This window comes from Mycobacterium sp. IDR2000157661, assembly GCF_022317005.1.
Taxonomy (GTDB): domain Bacteria; phylum Actinomycetota; class Actinomycetes; order Mycobacteriales; family Mycobacteriaceae; genus Mycobacterium.
Genome location: NZ_CP081006.1, coordinates 1,151,719 through 1,175,083, shown reverse-complemented (window position 1 = coordinate 1,175,083; position 23,365 = coordinate 1,151,719). Strand labels below are relative to the sequence as shown.

The window sequence follows — 23,365 nt, the reverse complement described above, 5'->3', positions numbered from 1 at the left end:
AATGCCTGCCGACCGCGAGATGTTGGAGGCCGAGATCGCCGCCGACGTGCGCGCGATGAACGCCGAGTCCGACCAGATCGGCCGCTTGTTCGCGAGCCGGCACGACGTCGCGGCCAACGATTTCCGCGCGCTGCTCTACGTCATGGTCGCCGAGACCGAAGGTCGCCCGCTGACCGCCGGGGAGTTACGCAAGCGGATGGGGATGTCCGGTGCGGCGATCACCTACCTCGTCGAGCGGATGATCGTGTCCGGCCACTTCCTGCGCGAGTCCGATCCGAAGGACCGGCGCAAGGTGATCCTGCGGGTGGCCGAGCACGGAGTCTCCGTCGCACGGGGGTTCTTCACGCCGCTGGGCGAGCAGACCAGCGCCGCGCTGGCCCCGCTGTCCGACTCCGACCTCGTCGCCGCACACCGCGCGTTCGGCGCGCTCATCGAGGCCATGCGCGGCTTCCGCAGCCGGCTGCAGGACAGCCCTGCCGCCGATTGACGTCGCCGGTGCCCGGTCGGGCCGCCGTCTGGCAGGCTGGACCCCGCGATGAGTGATTCCCCCGCCAACGAACCACAACCCGGCGCTGACGAGCCGACGACAGCCCCTGAACCCACCGCGTCACCGGCCGCCCGCGCGGTGATGCTGCTCGGCTCGGGCGAGCTGAGCCGCGAGCTGGCGCTGGCCTTCCAGCGGCTGGGTGCCGAGGTGGTCGCCGTCGACCGCTACGCCGACGCCCCGGCGCACGGTGTCGCAGACCGCGCGGTCGTCGTGCACATGAACGACGCCGAGGCGCTGACGGCGCTGATCGAGCGGGAGAACCCGCGCTACGTGGTGGCCGAGGCCGGGTTGATCGCGGCCGACGCGCTGATCGCCGTCGCCGAGCGCGGCGCCGTCGAGGTGTTCCCGACGCCGCGGAGCACCCGCCTGTCGCTGGACCGCGAGGGCCTGCGCAAGCTGGCCTCCGACGAGTTGGGGCTGCCAACGGCTCCGTTCTGGTTCGCCGGTTCGGTCGAGGAGTTGACCTCGGTGGCCCAGCATGCCGGCTTGCCGCTGGTGGTCAAGCCGATCGCAGCGGCGCCAGGAGACGGGGAGTCGGTGCTGGTGCGCCCCGCCGACGTCGAGCCCGCGTGGCACCGTGCCGTCGCGGCCGGCCACATCTCGCACAACCGGGTGATGGCCGAGTCGGTGGTCGAGGTCGACTTCGAGATCACGCTGCTCACCATTCGGACCATCGGCCCGACGGGGCCGGCGGTGCACTTCTGCGAGCCGATCGGCCACCACCGGCCGGGCGCCGACGTGCTGGAGTCCTGGCAACCGCAGCGGATCTCCCCGGCGGCCCTGGACGCGGCCAAGTCGATCGGCGCGCGCATCGTCAATTCGCTCGGCGGGCGCGGAGTGTTCGGCGTCGAACTGCTGGTCAAGGGCGACGAGGTGTACTTCGACAACGTGCGCCCACGGCTCCACGACTCGGGCCTTGTCACCCTGCGCTCCCAGCGGCTATCGGAGTTCGAGTTGCACGCCCGGGCGATCCTCGGGCTTCCGGTCGACACCATCATGATCTCGCCGGCCGCTGCCGAGATCACCTATGCCGGAGCGGATGCGAGGCCGGCGGAGGGCACCGATCCGCAGGCGGTGCTTGCCGATGCGCTCGCAGTGGCCGAGAGCGACGTGCGACTGTTCGGCCGTCCGGACGAGTCCGACGACCGGCGGCGCCTGGCGCTGGCACTGGCCACCGCCCCCGACCCGATCGTCGCCCGCGACCGCGCCCGGCGGGTGACCGCGACGCTGCGCAGGCTGTGGTCGCGGTGACCGACCCGGATGCCGGGGCGCCTGCTGACCGGCCCACCGCGACGCCGTTCCTGGCCGCGCTGGTGATCATCGTCCTGGTGGTGGTCGCGATCGGTCTACTCAACCTCTTCGGCGGTGACTCGGAGCGGCCACCGGATCAGCAGGTCGCCACCGCCGCCGTCGGCCAGAACGACGCGCTGCAGCGGCAGGACTACGGTGACTTCCTCACCTACACCTGTGCCACACAGCACGGCAGTGAGGCCGAAGTGCTTGGGGCGCAACGTGATTCGGTCGAGAGAAACGGTGAGCGGACCATCGACGACGTCACCGAGGTCGAGATCGACGGCGACCGCGCCACGGCCACGGTGACCTATCACTTCGACAACGCGCCCGACACCAAGAAAGAGGCCGAAGTCGCCTTCGTTCGCGAGGGCGGGGCCTGGAAGGTCTGTTCACCGGTGCCCAGGTAGCTGTGGGACACTCACGTCCGTGAGTTATGCGGGAGACATCACGCCCGAGGAGGCCTGGAAGCTGCTGGCCGACACCCCGGACGCCGTGCTGGTGGACGTCCGCACCGACGCCGAGTGGCGTTTCGTAGGGGTGCCGGATCTGTCTTCGCTGCAACGCGATGCGGTCTTCATCGAGTGGAATCGCACCGACGGAACGCGCAACGAGTCGTTCGTCGACGACCTCCGGTCGGCGGGAATCGCACCGGGGACCCGGCCGGTGGTGTTCTTGTGCCGCTCCGGCAATCGCTCGATCGGCGCCGCCGAGGCCGCCACCGCGGCCGGTATCGCGCCGTCGTACAACATCCTCGACGGTTTCGAGGGCAACCTGGACGAGGATCGCCACCGCGGCGGCACCGGCTGGAAGGCCGTCGGCCTACCGTGGAAACAGTCATGAGTGCCGAGGTTCCGTCCGTTCGGATCCCCGCCGAACTGCCCGAGGGTGTCAGCCAGGCGACCATCGGGGTGCGCGGCGGGCTGTTGCGCTCGGGTTTCGAGGAGACCGCCGAGGCGATGTACCTCACCTCGGGTTACGTGTACGCGTCCGCATCAGAGGCGGAGAAGGCGTTCACCGGCGACATCGACCGCTACGTGTACTCCCGCTACGGCAATCCGACCATTTCGATGTTCGAAGAGCGGCTGCGCCTGATGGAGGGTGCGCCTGCATGTTTCGCGACGGCGACCGGGATGGCGGCGGTCTTCACCTCGCTCGGAGCGCTGCTGGCCGCGGGCGACCGGCTGGTCGCGGCGCGGTCGCTGTTCGGGTCCTGCTTCGTGGTCTGCAACGAGATCCTGCCGCGCTGGGGTGTGGAGACGGTGTTCGTCGACGGCGACGACCTCTCCCAGTGGGAGCAAGCCCTGGCCGATACTTCCAAGCCCACCCGGGCCGTGTTCTTCGAAACGCCGTCCAACCCGATGCAGCAGCTGGTCGACATCGCGGCGGTCTGCGACCTCGCCCATGCCGCTGGCGCGAAAGTGGTGCTGGACAATGTGTTCGCCACTCCGGTCCTGCAGCAGGGCATGCCGCTTGGCGCCGACGTCGTCGTGTACTCGGGCACCAAGCACATCGACGGCCAGGGCCGCGTGCTGGGTGGGGCGATCCTGGGCGACAAGGCCTACATCGACGAATCGGTGCAGAAATTGATGCGCCACACCGGCCCGGCGTTGAGCCCCTTCAACGCGTGGACGCTGCTCAAGGGTCTGGAGACGCTGGCGGTCCGGGTCGACTACCAGAACAACTCGGCGCAGCGGGTGGCCGAGTTCCTGCAGAACCACCCGGCGGTGAGCTGGGTGCGTTACCCGTTCCTGGAGTCACACCCGCAATACGATCTGGCGAAGCGCCAGATGAGCGGCGGCGGAACGGTTGTCACGTTCGAGCTGGCGAGCGCCGGCGGAGCCGGCAATGCAGCCGCGACGAAGGACCGGGCGTTCGAGGTGCTCGACAAGCTGCGCATCATCGACATCTCGAACAACCTCGGTGACGCCAAGTCGCTGATCACCCACCCGGCCACCACCACGCACCGCGCGATGGGACCCGAGGGCCGTGCCGCGATCGGACTCGGTGACGGCGTGGTGCGGGTGTCGGTGGGTCTGGAGGGAACCGAGGATCTGCTGGACGATCTCGACCGGGCGCTGAGCTAGGTGTCGCGCAGGTCGGACGCGCACGCGAGGAGCAAAAAAGCGCAAGCCAAGAAGGCGCGTCGGCGCAAGCGCCAGGCCGCGCGCGACGACCGGTGGTTGCCGGACACGGTGATGGACTCGCTGTCAGAGGACATCGAACTCGCCGCGATACTGGAGACCTTCGACCAACGACTCACCGAGCGCGGCTGGGTGTTCGACGACGAGTTGTCCGACGACGAGTCGGCGCTGTGGTTCTACCCGCCGTCGCATGCCGACGCCGCCGATCCCGACGAGGTGGTGTCGGTGACGACGATCGTGGTGACCGCCGACGACGGTCACGACGTCGCGCATGTGGTGTTCGTCGGGACGGCCGACGACTATCAGTTCGATTTCGACGAACTCTTCGAAGCCGTCGAGGTGGTCGAGGCCTATCGTCTGGGCGATCCGGCGCCCAGCTTCGACTGACCGCGGCGACTGTGGCGCTTTGTGGTGGTGACGGGACCGCATCTCATCGATAGCCCCCACAGTCGGCGTTGCTAACTGTGCTAACCCTCTACGACGCCCTGCGCGGTGCGTGCCCGGTCCTCGTAGCCCTTGCGCGCGCTGGTGTCGAATTCCAGGAACACGTGGTCGAGGCCCAGTTTGCGGTTCATCCACCGCCGGCCCCTCGGCCCGAGCATCTGGGCCGCCTGCGCGGTGAAGCGCAGGAAGGGCGGCACCGCCACATGCGTCTTCGGCTTGTCGAGGGTCTTGACGATCGCGGCGGCGATCTCCTCTGGCTCGACCGGCTTGGTGCCGACCGTCTCCTTGGTGCCGGAGATCAGTTCCGTTCGGGTGAACGGCGGCATGACCACCGAGACGTCCACGTTGTGGCGTGCGACCTCGTCGGCCAGCGCGGCGGTCAGGCCGACGACACCGAACTTCGCGCCAACGTAGACGACCTGACCCGGCACCGGGATGAGACCCGACAGCGAGGCGATGTTGATGATGTGCCCGCTGCGCCGGGCGATCATGTCGGGCAGCACCAACTGGCAACCTGTGATGACGCCGTAGAGGTTGACCTCGAGCGAGGACCGGATCGCCTGTTCGGACTCTTCGACGAACGGGCCGATGGGCATCACACCGGCGTTGTTGATCAGAACGTCGATGCGACCGCCACCGTCCACGCGGGCCTTGTCCAGGAAGGTCGCGAACGACTCGCGGTCGGTGACGTCGAGCGGGTAGCCCGACACCGGGCCCAGTTTGGTCAGCTGCGCGACGGCCGACTCCTGCAGCGCCACGTCGCGATCGCCGATCACCACGCGGGCGCCGCGCGCCAGCAGCGCCTTGGCGGTCGCGTAGCCGATGCCGCGGGCGGCGCCGGTGATCGCAATCGTCTTGCCCCTGATGTTGTCCATGCGGCCAAACTTTACACGTGTCAAGTTTCGGCTGGAAGTGCGGCTATCTTCGTCAGCGTGACCGCGTTGCGCTTCGTGGCCGTCGGCCAGGACGACCCGCTGGCCGCACCCCTGCTCGCGGAACTGGCGGTCGAGTACGCCCACCGGTACGGCGGCACCCGAGAGCGGGTGATGGCCTGGCTGCGCAGCCATCCCGCCGAGGACTTCGCCGCGCCGGACGGCGGGCTGCTGATCGGTCTGGTCGGCGACCAGCCGGTCACCGGTGGGGCGTTCCAGCGCTTCGACGCCGAAACCGCCGAGCTCAAACGCATCTGGACCGACAGCGGCCACCGGCAGCGCGGGTACGCCAAGGCGCTGCTGGCCGAACTGGAGGCCGAGATCGCCACGCGGGGCTACCGCCGGGTCTACCTGACGACGGGCGATCGCCAGCCAGAGGCCGAGGCGCTGTACTCCTCGACCGGTTACACCCGGCTGGCCGAACCGCTGAAGGCCGACCGCGAGGTGTATCCGATCGCATTCCTGAAGTGTCTATAGGCTGGCGGGTGGTGTCGCACACGCGAGGAGCACAACCAGCACAGCGACGCCGGGGTGGTGGATGTGGCTTTTACGCAGACGACGGTCGGCTGGCTGTTGGTGGCCGCCGCCGTGCTGGTCTTCATCGTCGGAATGGGCTCGCGCGCGCTGATCGGCCGCAACCGGGAGACCAAGCCCGTGCGGCTGATGGTGCACACGTTCCGCAGGACCGGGGTGGCCCGGGTGCTGTTCGGCCGGTTCGACGACGATGTTCTCAATGACGACGAACTCGACGCCATGATCCTGATGCCGACGATCGTCGTGGCCTGCGGCCTGTGCCTGACGGCGGTCTTCCTCCTCGGCTACCAGAAGCTCGTCTAGCGGCGCGCGGCGGTCTCGGCTGCCTCGCGGATCGACCCGCGCCACATCGGCCCGTGGCCCGGTAGCAGCACGTCGGCGTCGAGCAGGGCCAGGACGGACAGGCTGCGCACGCAGCCCTCCTCGTCGTGGTTGAACAGTCCGGGAAGCAACTGGGGCCCCCCGCGCGTCAGCAGCGGATGCCCGGTGACCAACGCGTCCCCGGTCACCACCACGCCGTCGACGAGGAACGAGCAGTGTCCGCCGGTGTGCCCCGGGGTCGGGATCGCCTTCGGCGCACCGGGCAGGCCGGTTGCGATGTCCTCGGTCAGTGCCGAAGCGGTCGGGATGCCGTCGCGCACCATGGCGCCCTTGCGGGTGATCGCCAGCGACCAGGTGAGGTAGCGCGGACGCCAGGCGTGCTTGGCGATGTCGACCGGCGACGCCTGCTCCAGGTACTCCCGCTTGGCGTGACCGACCTCCGCGGCGTGGCAGAACACCGGTGTGCCATGGGTGCGGGCGAACCAGATGGCCGATCCGAAGTGGTCGACGTGCGCGTGGGTCAACAGGATCGCGCGTAGGTCGTCGACGCCGAAGCCCAGTCGACGCAGCGAGGCCAGCACGTCGTCCCGGCTGCCGGGAAAGCCTGCGTCGATCAGCACCACACCCTCACCGTCGGTGACCAACGTCCAGTTGACGAGGTCGGTGTAGGCGAAGTGCACACTGTCGGTCACCGCCGTCAAGGCTGCTGGCATGCCGCGAGTGTAGGCAGGGGAGTAGAAAAGAAACCGTGCGCACGCGAGGAGCGGAAATCAATGGGTGAGCTCAAGCTCGGATACAAGGCGTCGGCGGAGCAGTTCGCGCCGCGGGAACTCGTCGAACTCGGCGTCGCCGCCGAAGAGCACGGCATGGACAGCGCCGTCGTCAGCGATCACTTCCAGCCGTGGCGCCACGAAGGTGGACACGCGCCGTTCTCGCTGGCGTGGATGACCGCGGTCGGCGAGCGCACCGAGCGCATCATGCTCGGCACGTCGGTGATGACGCCGACGTTCCGCTACAACCCCGCCGTGATCGCCCAGGCGTTCGCGACGATGGGGTGTCTGTACCCGGGGCGGGTCATGCTCGGCGTGGGAACCGGTGAGGCGCTCAACGAGATCGCCACGGGCTACGAAGGGGACTGGCCCGAGTTCAAGGAGCGCTTCGCCCGGCTGCGCGAGTCGGTCAGGCTGATGCGCGAACTGTGGCTCGGCGACCGGGTCGACTTCGACGGCGAGTATTACCACACCAAGGGCGCCTCGATCTACGACGTGCCCGAGGGCGGTGTCCCGGTCTACATCGCGGCGGGCGGCCCGGTGGTCGCCAAGTACGCCGGCCGCGCGGGCGACGGGTTCATCTGCACCTCGGGCAAGGGCGAGGAACTGTACAAGGACAAGCTCATCCCGGCCGTCAAGGAGGGCGCCGCGGCCGCCGACCGCAATCCCGACGACATCGACCGGATGATCGAGATCAAGATCTCCTACGACACCGATCCGGAACTGGCGCTGGAGAACACCCGGTTCTGGGCACCGCTGTCGCTGACCGCCGAACAGAAGCACTCCATCGACGACCCCATGGAGATGGAGAAGGCCGCCGACGAACTGCCCATCGAGCAGGTCGCCAAGCGCTGGATCGTCGCGTCCGATCCCGACGAAGCCGTCGAGAAGGTCAAGGACTACGTTGACTGGGGACTGAACCACCTGGTGTTCCACGCCCCAGGCCACGATCAGCGCCGCTTCCTCGAGCTGTTCGGCAAGGATCTCGAGCCGCGCCTGCGCCGGCTGGGCTGAGCGGCCGAAGACCGGACCAACACACCGTGTTCCGAGTGTTGGCGACGATCCTCGGTGCGTTCGCGGTGGGTCTCGGCGCTCTGGCCTTCGGCATCGCCGCGGCGGCGCTGCTGGCGCGCTACCTGCCGATCACTCATGAGGTGGTGCTGGTGCTGGCCGCGGCCTCGCCCTACCTGACGCCCCTGGCCGTCGTGGCGATGGTGTTGTTCGCCGTGGCGCGTCGCTGGGTCCTCACCATCGTGGCCGCCTGCCTGGCGATGGTCATGCTGGCGGTGCTTGCGCCCCGGTACATCGGGCCCGACGAGGTCGGTGCGCCGTCGGTGGCGCTGCGTGTCGTCACCGCGAATCTCGGACTCGGACAGGCTGATCCGCGCGCCGTCGTCGCGCTGGCCGACGTGGCGGCCGATGTGCTGGTGGTCGAGGAGATGACGCCACAGGTGGCGGCCGCGATGTCGGCTGCCGGACTGGACGCCGGATTTCCGCACCGCGTCCTCGACCCACAACCGATGGCGGCCGGGATCGGGGTATGGAGTCGGCATCCGATCGTGGCCTCGGCGCCGATCGGCGGTTACCAGATGCCGATGCTGCGCGCCCGCATCACGGTGCCCGGCGTGCGGTTCGACACGACGGTGCTCGCCGTGCACCTGGCCGCACCGTGGGTGCAGCCGCTGCGTTGGTTCCGCGGCGACATCGAGCGGTTGCCGTCGACGTTGCGCGCGCTCGCCCGCGATGCGGGGCCGGGTGCGGTGATCGTCGCCGGCGATCTCAACGCCACCTATGACATGCGGCCGTTTCGGGCGCTGCTCGACGAGGGCTACCGCGATGCGGCCGAACAAGCCGGCGCGGGACTCACGAGAAGCTATCCCAGCCGGCCGTGGCGACCACCGGTCGTGGGGATCGACCACGTGTTGGTGCGCAACGCCGTCGCGACGTCGGCCCAGACCGTCGCCGTCTCGGGCTCCGACCACCGCGGCCTGTTCGCAGTCGTCGACATCCCCGTGGACCCGACCACCGGCTGAGGTGCCCTAGGCTGGTCGGGTGCCGGCTGACTCATTGCCTTCGCGCGAGCGCTCATCTGACTCATTGTCTTCGCGCGAGCGCTCATCTGACTCATTGTCTTCGCGCGAGCGCTCATCCGCCGTCTACGTGGCGTCACCCGAAGGCGACACCGGCAAGTCGACGATCGCGCTGGGCATCCTGCACCGGCTGACGGCCACTGCCGCCAAAGTCGGTGTGTTCCGGCCGATCACCCGCGTCGGCGAGGAACGGGACTACATCCTCGAACTGCTGCTCGAGCAGAGCACCGCCGGGCTTGGCTACGACGAGTGCGTCGGCGTCGGCTACCAGCAGCTGCACGACGACCCCGATGCCGCGCTCGCCGAGATCGTCGACCGCTACCACCACGTCGCCGACCAGTGCGACGCGGTGCTGATCGTCGGCAGCGACTACACCGACGTGGCCGCGCCCAGTGAGCTGTCGACCAACGCGCGCATCGCCGCCAACCTGGGCGCCTCCATCGTGCTGGCCGTGAAGGCCAAGGGCCGCAGCCCCGAACAGGTGGCCCACCTCGTCGACGTGTGCCTGGTCGAGATCGCCGCCCAGCACGCCCACACCGCCGCGGTGGTCGCGAACCGCTGCGCCCCGGACGAGTTGGCCGCGGTCGCCGATGCGCTCGAGCCGTTCGAGCCCAAGAGCTATGTGCTGCCCGAGGATCCGCTGCTGGTCGCCGCGTCGGTCGCCGAGTTGCAGGAGGCGGTCGAAGGCACCGTCATCTGCGGCGATCCGGCGCTGTTGTCGCGAGAGGCGATGGACGTACTGGTGGCAGGCATGACCGCCGAACACGTCCTGGAGCGGCTGACCGAGGGGGTCGCCGTCATCACCCCCGGCGATCGCTCCGACGTGGTGCTCGCCGTCGTCAGCGCCCACGTGGCCGAGGGCTTCCCTACCCTGTCGGCGCTGATCCTCAACGGTGGGCTGGAGTTGCACCCGTCGATCGCCTCGCTGGTGTCAGGGCTGGGCCTGCGACTGCCGATCGTCACCACCCGCTTCGGCACGTTCGAGGCCGCGGGCAAGGTGGCGTCGGCGCGCGGCCGGGTCACCTCGAAGTCGCTGCGTAAGATCGACACCGCGCTCTCGCTGATGGAGAGGCATGTCGACACGGCGGATCTGTTGACGCAGTTGACGATTCCGATCCCCAACGTGGTCACGCCGCAGATGTTCACCTACCAGTTGCTGGAATGGGCGCGCAGGGACCGTAGACACATCGTGCTGCCCGAGGGCGACGACGACCGCATCCTCACCGCCGCGGGGCGGCTGTTGGACCGGGAGGTGGCCGACCTCACCATTCTCGGTGAGGAGTCCCAGGTGCGTTCCCGCGCAGCCGAACTCGGAGTGGACATCTCGGCCGCCGCGGTGCTCGACCCGCAGACCAGCGACCTGTGCGACAAGTTCGCCGAACAGTACGCCGAACTGCGCAAGCAAAAGGGCGTCACCGTCGAGCAGGCCCGGGAGATCATCCACGACGTGTCCTACTTCGGCACCATGCTGGTGCACAACGACATGGTCGACGGCATGGTGTCCGGCGCGCGGCACACCACGGCGCACACGGTGCGGCCGTCGTTCGAGATCATCAAGACCCTGCCCGACGTCGAGACCGTGTCCAGCATCTTCCTGATGTGTCTGGCCGACCGGGTACTGGCCTACGGCGACTGTGCGATCGTGCCGGATCCGACCGCCGAGCAACTGGCCGACATCGCGATCTCCTCGGCGCGAACCGCGGACCGCTTCGGCATCGAACCGCTCGTCGCGATGCTGTCCTACTCGACCGGCAGCAGCGGCACCGGTGCGGACGTCGACAAGGTAAGAGCCGCAACGGAATTGGTGCGACAGCGGGAACCGGATCTACTCGTCGACGGGCCGATCCAGTACGACGCCGCGGTGGAGCCGTCGGTGGCCAGGACCAAGATGCCCGACTCGGAGGTGGCGGGCCGCGCGACCGTGCTGATCTTCCCCGACCTCAACACCGGCAACAACACGTACAAGGCGGTTCAGCGCAGCGCAGGTGCGATCGCGATCGGCCCGGTGCTGCAGGGGCTGAAGAAGCCGGTCAACGACCTGTCGCGAGGCGCACTGGTCGCCGACATCGTCAACACCGTGGCGATCACCGCGATCCAGGCGCAGAAGCCCGCGGACGCGGGGAGCACGGAGAATTGACGGGCCACCGCGTCCTTGTCCTCAACTCGGGTTCATCGTCGCTCAAATACGCAGTGATCGAACCGGACACGGCCACCATGGTCGCCGATGGCATCGTGGAGCGGATCGGTGACGGCGACGTCCCCGATCACGGCGCCGCGCTGCGGGTGGTGTTCGACGAGCTCGCCGACGACATGGCGGGAGTCGTCGCGGTCGGCCATCGCGTGGTGCACGGCGGCCCGGACATCTACCGCCCGACACTGGTCGACGACGCGCTGGTCGCCAAGATCGACGAGTTGTCCTCGCTCGCCCCGCTGCACAATCCGCCTGCACTGCTGGGCATCGAGGAGGCTCGCCGAGCCCTGCCCGATCTTCCTCACGTCGCCGTGTTCGACACCGCGTTCTTCCACCGCCTGCCGCCTGCCGCGGCGACGTATGCGATCGACCGCGACGTGGCCGAGCGGTGGCATGTCCGCCGCTACGGGTTTCACGGCACGTCGCACCAGTACGTCAGTGAACAGGCCGCCGCCTACCTCGGGGTGCCGCTGGAGTCGCTGCGCCAGATCGTGCTGCACCTGGGTAACGGGGCGTCGGCCTCGGCCATCGTCGGCGGCAGGCCCGTGGACACGTCGATGGGGTTGACCCCGATGGAGGGCCTGGTGATGGGCACCCGCTCGGGTGATGTCGACCCCGGGTTGCTGATGTATCTGTGGCGCACCGCGGGCATGAGCATCGAGGACATCGAGGAGATGCTCAACCGCAGTTCCGGCGTCCGCGGGCTCAGCGGCGAGACCGACTTCCGGGTGCTGCACCAGCGCATCGACGCCGGCGACCCCGCGGCGCAACTGGCCTACGACGTCTACATCCACCGCCTGCGCAAGTACATCGGCGCCTATCTGGCGCTGCTGGGCTCGGCCGACGTCATCACGTTCACCGCCGGGGTCGGGGAGAACGACGCCGCAGCGCGCCGTGACGCGCTGAGCGGCATGGCGCCGCTGGGTATCGAACTCGACGAACATCTCAACGCCAGCCCGGCCAAGACGGCCCGGCGGATCTCTGCGGAGAACTCCCCGACGACGGTGCTAGTGATTCCCACCGATGAGGAGTTGGCGATCGCCCGGGCCTGCGCCCAGCTCGTCGAGGACTGACTGCGCTTCTTCGAGCGGCAGCGTGCCGTCCGGGTCGCAGATCGCCAGCAGCCTGCGGACCTGCCTGCCGCACCGCAGCTGCCAGCTCACCCCGAGGCGGGAGCAGACGACGTTGACGTTGTGCAGGGCCGCGAACCCGGCCGTGCCGAAGAAGTCGACGAGCCGCAGATCGAGCAGCAGGCGCTTGGCGCCGGCGACCCGGCCTTCGACGTAGTTGGCGAGCGCCCGGTTGTTGGTGGCGTCGATCTCGCCCTCGACGGAGACGACGACCGTCGAGCCGTGAAGGTGCGATGCGGAGAAATTGCCCCTGTGGTGTCGTTCGCAACGATCGAACGACCGGGGGTCGGGGCGGAACACGCGGCAGGTTCCGATAGCAGACACCGTGCACTCCATCAGTCGAGGATTAGTACGCGGATGGCGCCAGGGGGGACCCTCGTTGGTAAAAGCCGCACGCCGGGAGTTCACCCCGACGCCGATGACGTCACCTGGTGGCTGTGAACTCAACCTGTGACGCAGATTACTACGGATCGCGCACCTTGACCATGGGTTTCTGAGCACCGACGACGCTCTGACCAGCGTGTTGACCGGCCGAACGTTGCTGTGACTGCGCGCGGATTTCTTAGGTGCCGCTAGAAGGTACTCGTCGGCCGCACGCTGTTAGCCAGATCCACCAACGCATAGCGGTGCGCCTGGGTCGGGGCCACCCGCGCCAGGGCGCGCAGCGACGACTCGACGCCCAATTGCAGCCCGTGCTCGGTGAACGGGAACCCGAGGATGTGGTTGGTGCTGGCGGTGTGGTCGGCCAGCCAGTCCATGGCCGTGCCGAGCACCAGTGCGCGGATCTGCAGCACGCGTGGCTCGGTGTCGGGCAGCGCCTCCACCCGCCGGGCGGCGTCGCGGATGTGCTGCTCGGTGATCTCGTTCGTCGAGCGACCCGACAGCAGCGTCACCGCACTCGTGAGGCGGGCGGTGGTGAAGTGGCGTGACATCACCGGAACCTTGTCGAGGGTGCGTACCGCCGCCTCCCGGTCCCCTTCCGCCGACTGTGCCCGCGCCAGCCCGAACCCCGCAGAGATCACGCCGTTGTCCGTGGACCACACGGTGTTGTAGAACTTGCGTTCGTCGGCGGTGCCTGCCAGTTCCGCGGTGGCGGCCAGCGCGAGCTTGGGCGCCAACTCACCCGGCAGCGTGTCCAGCACCTCGGTGAAGTGCTTGGTCGCCGAGTCGTAGTCGGCCGATAGCATCTCGGCGACCGCCTTGAACCACACCAGTCGCCAGCGCCAGCCGGCGCGGTCGGCCAGCTCGTCGAGCTTGCGGTTGGCCTTGGCGACGTCGCCGAGGTCCAGCAGGGCGCGGACCTCCATCAACGGCAGCTCCACCGAGTCCGACAGGTCGATGCCCTCGGCCTCCAGCGTGCCGTGCCGCGCCGCACGCAGCGAATCGAGCGTCTGCACCGGCTCGGACAGCACCGCCGCCGACAGCACCGCGGCACCGATGTCGGCCGGATCGACCAGCGGCACCGGCAGCACCTTGACGATCTCCTGCGCGGTCAGCCGCTCCGAATGCACCTGCCCGTCGAGATACACGTCGGTGTGTGCGACGAGCAGATCGACGCCGAACGTGGACCGCGACGGGGAGAACACCGTCGACAGACCGGGTTTGGGCGAGCCGGTGTCCTGGGCGACGACCTCACGCAGCACGCCAAGCAGCTGGCCCGACATCTCCTCGGAACTGCCGAACCGCCTGCGCGGGTCGGGGTCGATGGCGCGGCGCAGGGCCCGTCCGAACGAGTCGTAGATGCTCAGCACCGGGTCGTCTTCGGGCAGGCCGTCGACGTAGCGGCCCTTGCGGGTACGCAGGTTCAGCGTCAGCGCGGCCAGCGTGCGGCCGACGGTGTAGATGTCGGTGGCCACCGTCGGGCCTGTACGCACGATCTCCGGCGCCTGATAGCCCGGGGTGCCGTAGAGGTAGCCGAACGAGTTGATCGTCGATACCGCGCCGAGGTCGATCAGCTTGAGCTGCTCCTCGGTGATCATGATGTTCTCGGGCTTGAGGTCGTTGTAGGTCAACCCGATCGAGTGCAGGTAGCCCAACGCAGGCAGGATCTCGAGCATGTAACCGATGGCCTGGGCGACGGGCAGCTTCTCACCCCTGGCCGGCCTGAGCGACGTCCCGCCGACGTACTCCATCACGATGTAACCGACCGGGTTGCCGTGCTTGTCGCCGTGCTCGACGAAGTTGTAGATCTTCACGATGCCGGGATGGGTCACCTCGGCGAGGAACTGCCGCTCGGCCATCGCGATCTTCTGCGCCTCGGCGTCGCCGGAGTGCACCAGACCCTTGAGGACGACCGGCCGTTCGTTGACGTTGTGGTCGAAGGCCAGATAGACCCAGCCGAGGCCGCCGTGTGCGATGCAGCCCTTGATCTCGTACTGGTCGGCCACCATGTCGCCCGGATTGAGCTGCGGCAGAAAGGAATAAGAGCTGCCGCAGTTCGGGCACCAACCTTCGGACTGTCCGGCTTCCTCACCCGAGGACCGGCCGACGGGCCGACCGCAGTTCCAGCAGAACCGTTTCGACTCGGCGACCACCGGATTGGTCATCAGCGCCTCGAGCGGATCCTTCGCGGGCACCCGGGGGATCTCGACGAGGCCACCACCGAGGCGACGCGTCGGAGAGAGCGCCCTGGTCGCGGTGGTGTGGTCCTGCGGTTCGGTGTCGCCCGTGATGACCGAGACGGCGTCGGAGTCGTCGTCGAACTGAGGGCGGAACACCGCCTGCGTGGACATCGGGCGCATCGTCGACACCGAGTCCATCCCCATGTCGTCGAAGCTGGCCGGTTGGGTCCCCGGGCCGGCGTCGTCGAAGTCCTCGTGCGGGGGATCGGCCATCAGTCGACGTACCTCGCGACCGGGGGTGCGGGTGCGGGGCCGAGCACCGTCAGCCATTTGCGGTACAGCGTGCTCCACGTGCCGTCGCGGCGGATCCGCTCGAGCGTTCCGTTGACGAACCGCACCAGGTCGGTGTTCTGCAGGCCGATGCCGATGCCGTAGGGCTCCTGGCTGAGGCTGGGCCCGACGATGCGCAGGTACGGGTCCTGCGCCACGAGTCCGGCGAGGATCGAGTCGTCGGTGCTCACCGCATCCACCTGCCGCTGCTGCAGCGCGACCAGACAATCGGCCCACGTCACCACCCCGACGATGATCGGCGGCGGCGTGATCTCCCGGATGCGCTCGAGCGACGTGGTGCCCTTGGCGACGCACACCCGGCGGCCCGACAGGTCCGACGGCTGCCGGATCGTCGAGTCGCGCGGGACCAGGATGCGCTGGTTGGCGTTGAAGTAGGCGGTCGAGAAGTTCACCACCTCCTTGCGCTCGCAGGTGATCGTCATCGTCTTGACCACCACGTCGACCTGGTTGTTCTGCAGCGCGGTGATCCGGTCGGCCGAGGACAGTATCCGGTACTCCACCTGGGCCGGGGTGCCGAAGATGTCGCGCGCGATCTCACCGGCGATGTCGACGTCGAATCCGCTGACGTTGCCGGTGATGGGGTCGCGGAAGGAGAACAGGTTGCTGCCGATGTCCAGGCCGACGATCAGCCGGCCGCGGGCCCGGATGTTGCGCACCGCCTCGTCGGCCTCGGCCTTGGAGGGGAACGGCCGCAGGCTGGCCATGCGGTCGCAGTCCTGTTCGTCGTCAACGGGCGCGCGTACCGGCTCCGGCGGCAGCTCTTCCATGCCCGCAGGCGTCGGTGGGGTCAGGGTGATCGCAGAAGGCGTGGGCACCGACGCCGCCTGCGCGCAGCCGGTGAGCGCCACTGCCGCGGCGAGCAAGACGAGAAAAACTCGAAGGAGCTGCTTGTTCATTACCGGTACTCACTCAATCTCGGCCACAACCCCAGCGCCACGGCGATGGCCGCCGCCACGCTGAGCACGGCGGCGCCCACGGTCGCCCCGGACAGCACCCGGTAGGCGTTGATGATGTCGTCGCGCAGTTGGCTGCGGCTCTCTTCGATGCCGCTGCTCAGGGCCTCGTCGAGCTTGTTGAACGCGGGTGTCGAGTCGTCGTCGCCGGTGCCGAGCGCCACCTGCGTGGCGGCCTGGTAGTTCCCGACACTGATGTAGGCGTTGATCCGGTCGTCGGCCGCGCGCCAGCGCTCGAGGAGTTTCACGGCGCCGGACAGATCGGTTTTGTCGATCGCGTCGTCGCGGGCCAGGTACTCCGACAGCTGCTGCTGCATCAACTCGATCCGGTTGTAGTAGGACTGCTTGCGCACGGTCTCGTCCCCGCGCCGGATCAGCGCCAGGGTTTCGTCGGCGCGCGCCTGCTGCGCTGTGATCGCGAGATTAGTGACGGTCTTCAGCGACTCCGCGGCGGTGTCCTTGGCGCTGCGGCTGTCGGCGGTGGAGATGATCAGCGCCGTTCCGACCCACATCAACATGATCAGCACGGCCAGCCCGCCCGCCACGAAGCCGATGTTGATCCGCCTGCGGGTCCGCCGGGCCAGCCAGCGGTTGGCGAACACCCCGAACAACAGCGTCGCGAGGACCACCAGGATGACGGGGCCCGGGATCCGCGTCGACGCCGTGGTCTCGGCGTCCACCCGCTCGGAGGTCTCCTCGTACAGCCGTTGCGCCTGCGGCAGGATCTGCGTCTGCATCAACGCCGACGCCTCCGACAGATACGAGGAGCCGACCGGGTTACCGGCCCGGTTGTTGGTGCGCGCGGTTTCGACCAGTCCCGTGTAAACCGACAACTGTGCGTTGAGTCGGCCGAGCAGCTGCACCATCTCTTCATCCGTGAGCCCACTCGACGCCTTGGTCACGGCGACCGATGCGTCGGTGATCGCCTGCTCGTAGCGTTGCCGGACGTTGCGCGGTTCGGCGCCTGCGATGAATGCGGTCGCCGCGGCGGCGTCGGCGACCGAAAGCGTCGTGTACAGCTGGCCCGCCGCGAACGCCAACGGCTCGGTGTGGTTCAGGACGGTGGTCAGCGCCCGCTGGCGGTCGTTGATCGTCGTGGACGTGGCGAAGGCGCTGGCGACGACCAACGCGGCGAGCACCACGCCGATGGTGAGGATCCGGCCCGGGGTGGTCCACAGGAACCACCACCGTGGGTGCGTCGGTGTCGTCGGCGACCGCGAGGCGAGCGGCTCCGTCGACGGATGCGCCAACTCCACAGTCACGTGCGCGCGGACCTCATTTGCTTCGCTTTCCGACTCGTCATTCCGGCTGCACTCAACTGTATAAAAGAACTCTGAGAGTTTCCCGCAGCTGCGCGTTACCTATTCTTGGGCGTGTGCGCGGCGACGGTGACGGGTGGGTGGTGGCCGACACCGGTGCGGCCTTCTGGGGCCGCTACGGCGCGGCGGGGCTGCTGCTGCGTGCGCCGGGTCTGGACGGCGCGGCCGCGGTGCTGTTGCAGCACCGGGCGCCGTGGAGCCATCAGGGCGGAACCTGGGGCCTTCCGGGCGGCGCGCGAGACAGCCACGAGACCCCGGAACAGGCCGCGGTGCGGGAGGCCCACGAGGAAGCGGGGCTGCCTGCCCATCGCCTGACCGTGCGGACCGCCGTCGTGACACTGGAGATCACCGGCGTCTGGAGCTACACCACGGTCATCGCCGACGCACCCGAACGGCTGGCGACGACGCCGAACCGGGAAAGCGCCGAGTTGCGGTGGGTGCACGTCGAGGAGGTGACCGACCTGCCGCTGCATCCCGGCTTCGCGGCCAGCTGGGAGCGGCTGCGCGCGGAGATCGCGGCGATCCCGCTGTTGGTCAACGAGCAGCCGCGACGGCCTCTTTGAGGCTGCGCGCCGCCGAGGTCGGGTCGTCGGCGCCGGTGATCGCCCGCACCACCACGATCCGGCGGGCGCCCGCGGCGAGCACCTCGAAAAGCCGCTCGTGGTCGATTCCGCCGATCGCGAACCACGGCTTGTCCGTGTCCGTGGCGGCGGTGTGGCGGACCAGGTCCAGCCCGGGAGCAGGGCGGCCCGGCTTGGTGGGGGTGGGCCAGCACGGCCCGACGCAGAAGTAGTCGACGGGTTCGGCGATCGCAGCGGCCACCTGGGCCGCATCGTGGGTGGAGCGGCCGATCACCGGTTCGGGCCCGACGATGCGGCGGGCCACCGTGAGCGGCAGGTCGTCCTGACCGAGGTGCAGTACATCGGCGCCCGCCGCCAGCGCGATGTCGGCGCGGTCGTTGACCGCCAGCAGGGCGCCGTGTCGGCGCGCGGCATCGGCGAGCAGCTCGAGCGCGTCGAGTTCCTGACGGGCTTCCAGCGGCCCGAACTTCTGCTCGCCCGGCGAGTTCTTGTCGCGCAACTGGATGAGGTCCACGCCGCCGGCCAACGCCGCATCGGCGAACTCGGCCAGGTCGCCGCGCTCTCGGCGGGCGTCGGTGCACAGGTACAGCGACGCCGTCGCCAAGCGGTCCAGGGCTTGCTGCACACCGCGAACGGTAGCGCCTTGGCTTGAGTACGCTGGAATCCGCACACGGGAGTCCCGGGACCGGGGTCTGAGAGTGGGCACGCCACCCTTACCGTCGCACCTGATCCGGGTCATGCCGGCGAAGGGAGGGAAATGTCTCGAGGATCGTCCGCCGGTTCGTTGGCCGTCATCGGTGGCGGCGTCATCGGCTTGGCCGTCGCGCGTCGAGCCGCGCTCGACGGCTGGACCGTGTGGGTGCACCGCAGCGACGACGGGGGCGCGTCGTGGGTAGCCGGCGGCATGCTGGCGCCGCACAGCGAGGGCTGGCCCGGCGAGGACGAACTGCTGCGCATCGGCCTGGCATCGTTGCAGATGTGGCACGACGATTTCCTCGAGGGGTTGCCCGGCGAGGTGGTCACCGCCCGGGAGTCGCTCGTGGTCGCCGTCGACCGCGCCGACGCGGCGGACCTGAAGACCGTCGGCGAATGGCTGGCCGCGCAGGGGCACCCGGTGACCATGACCACAGCCGCGCGCGACCTCGAACCGCTGCTGGCGCAGGGAATCCGGCACGGGTTCGTCGCGGAAACCGAACTGGCGGTGGACAACCGCGCGGTGGTGCGGGCATTGGCTGAGCACTGCGAGCGGCTCGGGGTGCAGTGGGCGCAACGAGTCGACGACCTGGCATCGGTGCACGCCGATGCCGTGGTGATCGCGAACGGCATCGACGCACCGAAGCTGTGGCCGGGCCTGCCGATCCGGCCGGTGAAGGGGGAGGTGTTGCGCCTACGATGGCGCCGCGGGTGTATGCCGGTGCCGCAGCGGGTCATTCGAGCGCGCGCGCACGGCAGGCAGGTGTATCTGGTGCCGCGCGGCGACGGGGTGGTGGTCGGCGCGACGCAGTACGAGCACGGGCGCGACACGGCGCCCGCGGTGAGCGGTGTCCGGGAACTGCTCGACGATGCGTGCGCGGTGATGCCGGCGCTGGGCGAATACGAACTGGCCGAGTGCGCGGCGGGCCTGCGGCCGATGACGCCGGACGGATTGCCGATCGTCGAGCGCCTCGACGAGCGAACGCTGGTGGCCGCCGGCCACGGCCGCAACGGATTCCTACTCGCGCCGTGGACCGCTGCGCGGATCGCGGCCGAACTCGATGTGACGGTGGGAGCTGGGCTATGACGCGCACGCGAGGAGCAAAACAATGAGGGTGACGGTCAACGACGAATCGGTGGAGGTGGACCCGCAGACGACGATCGCCGCACTGCTGGACCGTCTCGGCTATCCGGAGAAGGGCATCGCCGTATCGGTGGACTGGTCGGTGCTGCCCAAGTCCGATTGGCACACCCGGCTGGCCGAGGGTGCCCGCGTCGAGGTGTTGACGGCGGTGCAGGGTGGGTGACTCGAAGCTGACCATCGCGGGCCGGGAGTTCGGGTCGCGACTGATCCTGGGCACCGGCGGCGCGGCGAATCTCGCGGTGCTGGAACAGGCGCTGGTGGCGTCTGGCACGGAGTTGACCACGGTCGCGATGCGACGGGTCGACGCCGACGGCGGCACCGGTGTGCTGGACCTGCTGAACCGGTTGGGCATCACCCCGCTGCCGAACACCGCCGGGTGCCGTGGTGCGGCCGAGGCGGTGTTGACCGCGCAACTGGCCCGGGAGGCCTTACACACGGACTGGGTGAAACTGGAAGTGATCGCCGACGAACGCACGCTGTTGCCCGATGCGATCGAACTCGTCCGCGCCGCAGAGCAATTGGTCGATGACGGTTTCATCGTGCTGCCCTACACCAACGACGACCCGGTGTTGGCGCGTCGACTGGAAGACGTCGGTTGTGCGGCGGTGATGCCGCTGGGCTCCCCGATCGGAACCGGCCTGGGCATCGCGAATCCGCACAACATCGAGATGATCGTCGACGGCGCGTCTGTGCCGGTGGTGCTCGACGCCGGGATCGGCACCGCCAGCGATGCCGCGATGGCGATGGAATTGGGTTGCGACGCCGTCCTGTTGGCCACCGCGGTCACCCGATCCGCGGACCCGCCGACGATGGCGGCGGCCATGGCGGCCGCGGTCACGGCCGGTCATCTGGCGCGGCAGGCGGGCCGGATACCCAAGCGGTTCTGGGCGCACGCTTCCAGTCCGGCCTTATGAGTCGGTATGTTGCGCTGGGCAGTTCGATGGCGGCGGGTCCGGGCATCCGCCCCCGTGCGGCCGGGGCGCCGCTGGCGGCGGGCCGATCCGCACGCAACTATCCGCATCTCGTCGCCCAGGGGCTGGGATTCGATCTCGTTGACGTGACCTACTCGGGGGCGACCACGGCGAACGTGCTCACCGACGCGCAGCGAAATGCGCCGCCACAGATTTCCGCGCTCGACGGAACCGAGGACCTGGTGACGGTGACGATCGGCGGCAACGACGTCGGCTATGTGCCGATGCTGTTCGCGGCCGGACTGCCCCGGTGGGCGCGAGCGGTGCCGTGGCTTGGCGGGGTCGTGCGCGCGCATGTGGACCGGGCTGAACGGGACGCGGCTCTGGCCCAACTGGCGGAGTCGTTGAGAGACGTCGGTCGTGCTATCCGCGGGCGCTCGCCGCATGCGAAGGTGCTGTTCGTGGACTACTTGACCTTGCTGCCTCCGGCCGGGACGCCGGCCCCTCCGCTCAGCGATGCCGACGTCGCGACGGGCCGCCACATCGCCGACACCCTGCAACGGCTGACGGCCGAGGCGGCGGCCGCGACGGGCTGCGGGCTGGTGTGCGTCGCCGAGCCCAGCCGCCCGCATCATGCGTGGTCCGCCGAACCGTGGACCACAGGATTCGGCCTGCCGCTGCCGGGGCGCCCGGCGCCGTTGCACCCGAACGCAGCAGGGATGCGGGCCGTGGCCGATCTCGTGGTCGCGCAGACGAACCGATGATCGAGCTGGTCGGGCTGTCGAAGACCTTCGGACGGACCCGTGCCGTCGACGACCTGACGTGCTCCATCGAACCGGGCTTCGTGACCGGGTTCCTCGGGCCCAACGGCGCGGGCAAGACCACCACCATGCGGCTCATCCTCGGGCTCGATCACCCCACCTCGGGCACCGCCACGGTCCATGGCGTTCCCTACCCGCGGCTGGTCGATCCGCTGCGCAAAGTGGGAGCGTTGCTGGACGCGCGGCAGGCGCACCCGAACCGCTCGGCGCGCAACCATCTGCGGTGGATGGCCGCCAGCAACCGGATCCCGGCCAAGCGGGTCGACGAGGTCCTCGAGATGGTCGGGCTCGCCTCGGTGGCGGGCAAGAGGGCAGGAGCACTGTCGCTGGGCATGAGTCAACGGTTGGGCATCGCAGGCGCGCTACTGGGTGACCCGCCGGTGTTGCTGTTCGACGAACCGGTCAACGGCCTTGATCCGGAGGGCATTCGGTGGGTACGCACGCTGATGCGGTCGCTGGCCGCTGAGGGACGCACGGTTCTCGTCTCCAGCCACCTGCTTGCGGAGATGGCCAATACCGCCGACCGGCTTGTGGTCATCGGGCGGGGCCGACTGATCACGGCGACGTCGGTCGGCGAGTTCGTCAGCCGCTCGGGCGTCCAGAGCGTGCGCGTGCGAAGCCCCCACCTCGACGCGCTGCGGAGCACGGCCGAGACCGCCGGCCTGACGGTGCAGTCGGTGCCGGGCGACTCCGCGTTGGTGGTGCATGGCGCGGCGATCGAGGTGGTCGGCGATCTTGCTGCGCGTCACGGGATCACGTTGCATGAACTGAGCGTGCAGGAGGTCTCCCTGGAAGAGGCCTACATGAGCCTGACCGACCAGGCCGTCGAGTATCGGGCGGCGGGGTCGTGAGCGCGCTGGCAGTGGTCAACGCCGAGCGGATCAAGCTGGGCACCACGCACTCGGCTTCGTCGACCGCCGTGGTCGTTGCGCTGCTCGCCCTCGCGCTGGCCGGCCTGCAGGGTGCGCTGTCACACGCCTCGGCGCCGTTGGACCCGCAACGGGCCGCCCTCGGCGTCGCCGTCTTCGGCGTGCCGGTGCTGATGGTGATGGCGTCTATGACCGTGACGGCCGAGTATCGAACCGGGATGGTCGGCACCACGTTCATCGCGGAGCCGAAACGTACGCTCGTTATCCTCGCCAAAGTGGTTGTGACGGCGATCTTCTCGGCGTTGTTCGCCGCCGCGCTGGTGGTGATGGCGATCGCGTTGGCCAGGATTGTCGCGGCGACCGGCAGCGCGGTTGAGCTGTCGCCGGCCTCGCCGGAAGTGTGGCGCCTGAGTGCGGCCACAGCGCTCTACGCGGCGCTGGCATCGGCCCTCGGTGTCGGCATCGGAGCGCTGGTGCGGGCGGGCCCTGGGGCGGTGGCGGTGCTGCTGCTGTGGCCACTGCTGGTCGAACCCATGCTCGGTAACCTGCCCGATGTCGGTGCGCAGGTGGGGCCGTACCTGCCGTTCGCCAACGTCTTCCTCTTCATCGACGTGCAGTGGCTGTATCCGGTTTACGCGATGCCGTGGGGGCCGCTCGGGTCGCTGGTGTATTTCGCTGCCTGGGTGGTGGCGGTGTTGATCGCGGCGATCGCCGTGGTCAATGCCAGGGATGCCTGACTCGTGCTGTTTCGGCGCTAACGTGGTGGGCG

At 69.0% G+C, this 23,365-nt stretch carries 26 protein-coding genes; 19 read left to right on the top strand and 7 right to left on the bottom strand.

What is annotated here, in order from left to right:
* Nucleotide 1: 1 nt before the first annotated feature.
* The 6 genes from K3G64_RS06670 to K3G64_RS06645 are packed head-to-tail and all read left to right on the top strand — an operon-like array spanning nt 2 to nt 4,368.
* Nucleotides 2–487: a MarR family winged helix-turn-helix transcriptional regulator gene (locus tag K3G64_RS06670; protein ID WP_238889859.1), complete on the top strand. Its 486-nt coding sequence runs from the start codon at nt 2–4 to the stop codon at nt 485–487.
* 48 nt (nt 488–535) lie between these two features.
* The gene (purT, locus tag K3G64_RS06665) at nt 536–1,798 is read left to right on the top strand and encodes a formate-dependent phosphoribosylglycinamide formyltransferase (RefSeq protein WP_370647113.1); all 1,263 of its coding nucleotides are present in this window, start codon (nt 536–538) and stop codon (nt 1,796–1,798) included.
* Nucleotides 1,786–2,247 (top strand): Rv0361 family membrane protein, encoded by a 462-nt coding sequence (locus K3G64_RS06660; protein WP_238889858.1) that lies wholly within the window; start codon nt 1,786–1,788, stop codon nt 2,245–2,247. Before purT ends, K3G64_RS06660 begins: the two co-directional genes overlap by 13 nt.
* 19 nt (nt 2,248–2,266) lie before the next feature.
* Complete coding sequence (locus tag K3G64_RS06655) at nt 2,267–2,680, top strand: rhodanese-like domain-containing protein (RefSeq protein WP_238889857.1); 414 nt, start codon at nt 2,267–2,269, stop codon at nt 2,678–2,680.
* Complete coding sequence (locus K3G64_RS06650) at nt 2,677–3,924, top strand: O-succinylhomoserine sulfhydrylase (RefSeq protein WP_238889856.1); 1,248 nt, start codon at nt 2,677–2,679, stop codon at nt 3,922–3,924. The genes K3G64_RS06655 and K3G64_RS06650 overlap by 4 nt, the downstream gene beginning before the upstream one ends.
* Nucleotides 3,925–4,368 (top strand): hypothetical protein, encoded by a 444-nt coding sequence (locus K3G64_RS06645; RefSeq protein WP_238889855.1) that lies wholly within the window; start codon nt 3,925–3,927, stop codon nt 4,366–4,368.
* A gap of 80 nt (nt 4,369–4,448) precedes the next feature.
* On the opposite strand, the gene K3G64_RS06640 is transcribed toward K3G64_RS06645, so the two are convergent.
* Entirely contained in the window at nt 4,449–5,300 is an 852-nt protein-coding gene (locus K3G64_RS06640; protein WP_238889853.1) for an SDR family oxidoreductase, read from the bottom strand.
* A gap of 57 nt (nt 5,301–5,357) precedes the next feature.
* On the opposite strand from K3G64_RS06640, the gene K3G64_RS06635 reads away from it, so the two are divergent.
* Nucleotides 5,358–5,834: a GNAT family N-acetyltransferase gene (locus K3G64_RS06635; RefSeq protein ID WP_238889851.1), complete on the top strand. Its 477-nt coding sequence runs from the start codon at nt 5,358–5,360 to the stop codon at nt 5,832–5,834.
* 132 nt (nt 5,835–5,966) lie between these two features.
* The gene (locus K3G64_RS06630) at nt 5,967–6,194 is read left to right on the top strand and encodes a hypothetical protein (protein ID WP_370647171.1); all 228 of its coding nucleotides are present in this window, start codon (nt 5,967–5,969) and stop codon (nt 6,192–6,194) included.
* On the opposite strand, the gene K3G64_RS06625 is transcribed toward K3G64_RS06630, so the two are convergent.
* Nucleotides 6,191–6,925, bottom strand: a complete 735-nt coding sequence (locus tag K3G64_RS06625) for an MBL fold metallo-hydrolase (protein WP_238889847.1) — start codon at nt 6,923–6,925, stop codon at nt 6,191–6,193. The two genes, K3G64_RS06630 and K3G64_RS06625, sit on opposite strands and share 4 nt — an antisense overlap.
* A 60-nt stretch (nt 6,926–6,985) precedes the next feature.
* On the opposite strand from K3G64_RS06625, the gene fgd reads away from it, so the two are divergent.
* From fgd to K3G64_RS06605, 4 genes are all read left to right on the top strand, one after another.
* Nucleotides 6,986–7,996 (top strand): glucose-6-phosphate dehydrogenase (coenzyme-F420), encoded by a 1,011-nt coding sequence (gene fgd, locus K3G64_RS06620; protein ID WP_238889845.1) that lies wholly within the window; start codon nt 6,986–6,988, stop codon nt 7,994–7,996.
* A 26-nt stretch (nt 7,997–8,022) separates the two neighbouring features.
* Nucleotides 8,023–9,015 carry an endonuclease/exonuclease/phosphatase family protein gene (locus tag K3G64_RS06615; RefSeq protein ID WP_238889843.1) on the top strand — a complete coding sequence of 331 codons (993 nt, stop codon included), beginning with the start codon at nt 8,023–8,025 and terminating at the stop codon, nt 9,013–9,015.
* 127 nt (nt 9,016–9,142) lie between these two features.
* A complete protein-coding gene (gene pta, locus K3G64_RS06610) occupies nt 9,143–11,209 on the top strand; it encodes a phosphate acetyltransferase (RefSeq protein ID WP_238889841.1) in 2,067 nt (688 codons plus the stop codon).
* Nucleotides 11,206–12,336, top strand: a complete 1,131-nt coding sequence (locus K3G64_RS06605; protein WP_238889839.1) for an acetate kinase — start codon at nt 11,206–11,208, stop codon at nt 12,334–12,336. The genes pta and K3G64_RS06605 overlap by 4 nt, the downstream gene beginning before the upstream one ends.
* Here K3G64_RS06605 and K3G64_RS06600 read toward each other — a convergent pair.
* The 4 genes from K3G64_RS06600 to glnX all read right to left on the bottom strand — a co-directional run bounded on the left by K3G64_RS06600 (nt 12,271) and on the right by glnX (nt 17,520).
* Complete coding sequence (locus tag K3G64_RS06600) at nt 12,271–12,717, bottom strand: STAS domain-containing protein (protein WP_238889837.1); 447 nt, start codon at nt 12,715–12,717, stop codon at nt 12,271–12,273. The two genes, K3G64_RS06605 and K3G64_RS06600, sit on opposite strands and share 66 nt — an antisense overlap.
* Nucleotides 12,718–12,965: 248 nt before the next feature.
* Nucleotides 12,966–15,227, bottom strand: coding sequence for a serine/threonine-protein kinase PknG (locus tag K3G64_RS06595; protein WP_238889835.1), 2,262 nt, complete (start codon nt 15,225–15,227; stop codon nt 12,966–12,968).
* Nucleotides 15,227–16,201, bottom strand: a complete 975-nt coding sequence (locus tag K3G64_RS06590; RefSeq protein WP_238889834.1) for a glutamate ABC transporter substrate-binding protein — start codon at nt 16,199–16,201, stop codon at nt 15,227–15,229. Before K3G64_RS06590 ends, K3G64_RS06595 begins: the two co-directional genes overlap by 1 nt.
* On the bottom strand, nt 16,201–17,520 hold the full coding sequence (gene glnX / locus K3G64_RS06585) for a protein kinase G-activating protein GlnX (protein ID WP_238889831.1): 1,320 nt from the start codon (nt 17,518–17,520) through the stop codon (nt 16,201–16,203). Before glnX ends, K3G64_RS06590 begins: the two co-directional genes overlap by 1 nt.
* Nucleotides 17,521–17,633: 113 nt before the next feature.
* On the opposite strand from glnX, the gene K3G64_RS06580 reads away from it, so the two are divergent.
* The gene (locus K3G64_RS06580) at nt 17,634–18,140 is read left to right on the top strand and encodes an NUDIX hydrolase (protein ID WP_238889828.1); all 507 of its coding nucleotides are present in this window, start codon (nt 17,634–17,636) and stop codon (nt 18,138–18,140) included.
* Here K3G64_RS06580 and thiE read toward each other — a convergent pair.
* A complete protein-coding gene (thiE, locus tag K3G64_RS06575) occupies nt 18,112–18,783 on the bottom strand; it encodes a thiamine phosphate synthase (RefSeq protein ID WP_238889826.1) in 672 nt (223 codons plus the stop codon). The genes K3G64_RS06580 and thiE overlap by 29 nt on opposite strands.
* Nucleotides 18,784–18,915: 132 nt before the next feature.
* Here thiE and thiO point away from each other — a divergent pair, with 132 nt between their 5' ends.
* The 6 genes from thiO to K3G64_RS06545 are packed head-to-tail and all read left to right on the top strand — an operon-like array spanning nt 18,916 to nt 23,333.
* Nucleotides 18,916–19,938, top strand: coding sequence for a glycine oxidase ThiO (gene thiO / locus K3G64_RS06570; RefSeq protein ID WP_238889825.1), 1,023 nt, complete (start codon nt 18,916–18,918; stop codon nt 19,936–19,938).
* Between the two features lie 22 nt (nt 19,939–19,960).
* A complete protein-coding gene (gene thiS / locus K3G64_RS06565; RefSeq protein WP_238889824.1) occupies nt 19,961–20,158 on the top strand; it encodes a sulfur carrier protein ThiS in 198 nt (65 codons plus the stop codon).
* Nucleotides 20,151–20,909 (top strand): thiazole synthase, encoded by a 759-nt coding sequence (locus K3G64_RS06560; protein ID WP_238889822.1) that lies wholly within the window; start codon nt 20,151–20,153, stop codon nt 20,907–20,909. The genes thiS and K3G64_RS06560 overlap by 8 nt, the downstream gene beginning before the upstream one ends.
* On the top strand, nt 20,906–21,670 hold the full coding sequence (locus K3G64_RS06555; protein ID WP_238889820.1) for an SGNH/GDSL hydrolase family protein: 765 nt from the start codon (nt 20,906–20,908) through the stop codon (nt 21,668–21,670). Before K3G64_RS06560 ends, K3G64_RS06555 begins: the two co-directional genes overlap by 4 nt.
* Entirely contained in the window at nt 21,667–22,578 is a 912-nt protein-coding gene (locus K3G64_RS06550; protein WP_238889818.1) for an ABC transporter ATP-binding protein, read from the top strand. Before K3G64_RS06555 ends, K3G64_RS06550 begins: the two co-directional genes overlap by 4 nt.
* Nucleotides 22,575–23,333, top strand: coding sequence for an ABC transporter permease (locus tag K3G64_RS06545; protein ID WP_238889817.1), 759 nt, complete (start codon nt 22,575–22,577; stop codon nt 23,331–23,333). The genes K3G64_RS06550 and K3G64_RS06545 overlap by 4 nt, the downstream gene beginning before the upstream one ends.
* Nucleotides 23,334–23,365 lie beyond the last annotated feature (32 nt).

Excerpts from the sequence above, each read along its gene's own strand:
- K3G64_RS06625 (WP_238889847.1), bottom strand. The coding sequence starts at position 6,925 with ATGCCAGCAGCCTTGACGGCGGTGACCGACAGTGTGCACTTCGCCTAC.
- K3G64_RS06640 (WP_238889853.1), bottom strand. The coding sequence starts at position 5,300 with ATGGACAACATCAGGGGCAAGACGATTGCGATCACCGGCGCCGCCCGC.
- K3G64_RS06555 (WP_238889820.1), top strand. The coding sequence starts at position 20,906 with ATGAGTCGGTATGTTGCGCTGGGCAGTTCGATGGCGGCGGGTCCGGGC.
- thiS (WP_238889824.1), top strand. The coding sequence starts at position 19,961 with ATGAGGGTGACGGTCAACGACGAATCGGTGGAGGTGGACCCGCAGACG.
- K3G64_RS06630 (WP_370647171.1), top strand. The coding sequence starts at position 5,967 with ATGGGCTCGCGCGCGCTGATCGGCCGCAACCGGGAGACCAAGCCCGTG.
- K3G64_RS06650 (WP_238889856.1), top strand. The coding sequence starts at position 2,677 with ATGAGTGCCGAGGTTCCGTCCGTTCGGATCCCCGCCGAACTGCCCGAG.
- K3G64_RS06670 (WP_238889859.1), top strand. The coding sequence starts at position 2 with ATGCCTGCCGACCGCGAGATGTTGGAGGCCGAGATCGCCGCCGACGTG.
- K3G64_RS06595 (WP_238889835.1), bottom strand. The coding sequence starts at position 15,227 with ATGGCCGATCCCCCGCACGAGGACTTCGACGACGCCGGCCCGGGGACC.
- purT (WP_370647113.1), top strand. The coding sequence starts at position 536 with ATGAGTGATTCCCCCGCCAACGAACCACAACCCGGCGCTGACGAGCCG.
- K3G64_RS06590 (WP_238889834.1), bottom strand. The coding sequence starts at position 16,201 with ATGAACAAGCAGCTCCTTCGAGTTTTTCTCGTCTTGCTCGCCGCGGCA.
- thiO (WP_238889825.1), top strand. The coding sequence starts at position 18,916 with ATGTCTCGAGGATCGTCCGCCGGTTCGTTGGCCGTCATCGGTGGCGGC.
- fgd (WP_238889845.1), top strand. The coding sequence starts at position 6,986 with ATGGGTGAGCTCAAGCTCGGATACAAGGCGTCGGCGGAGCAGTTCGCG.
- K3G64_RS06550 (WP_238889818.1), top strand. The coding sequence starts at position 21,667 with ATGATCGAGCTGGTCGGGCTGTCGAAGACCTTCGGACGGACCCGTGCC.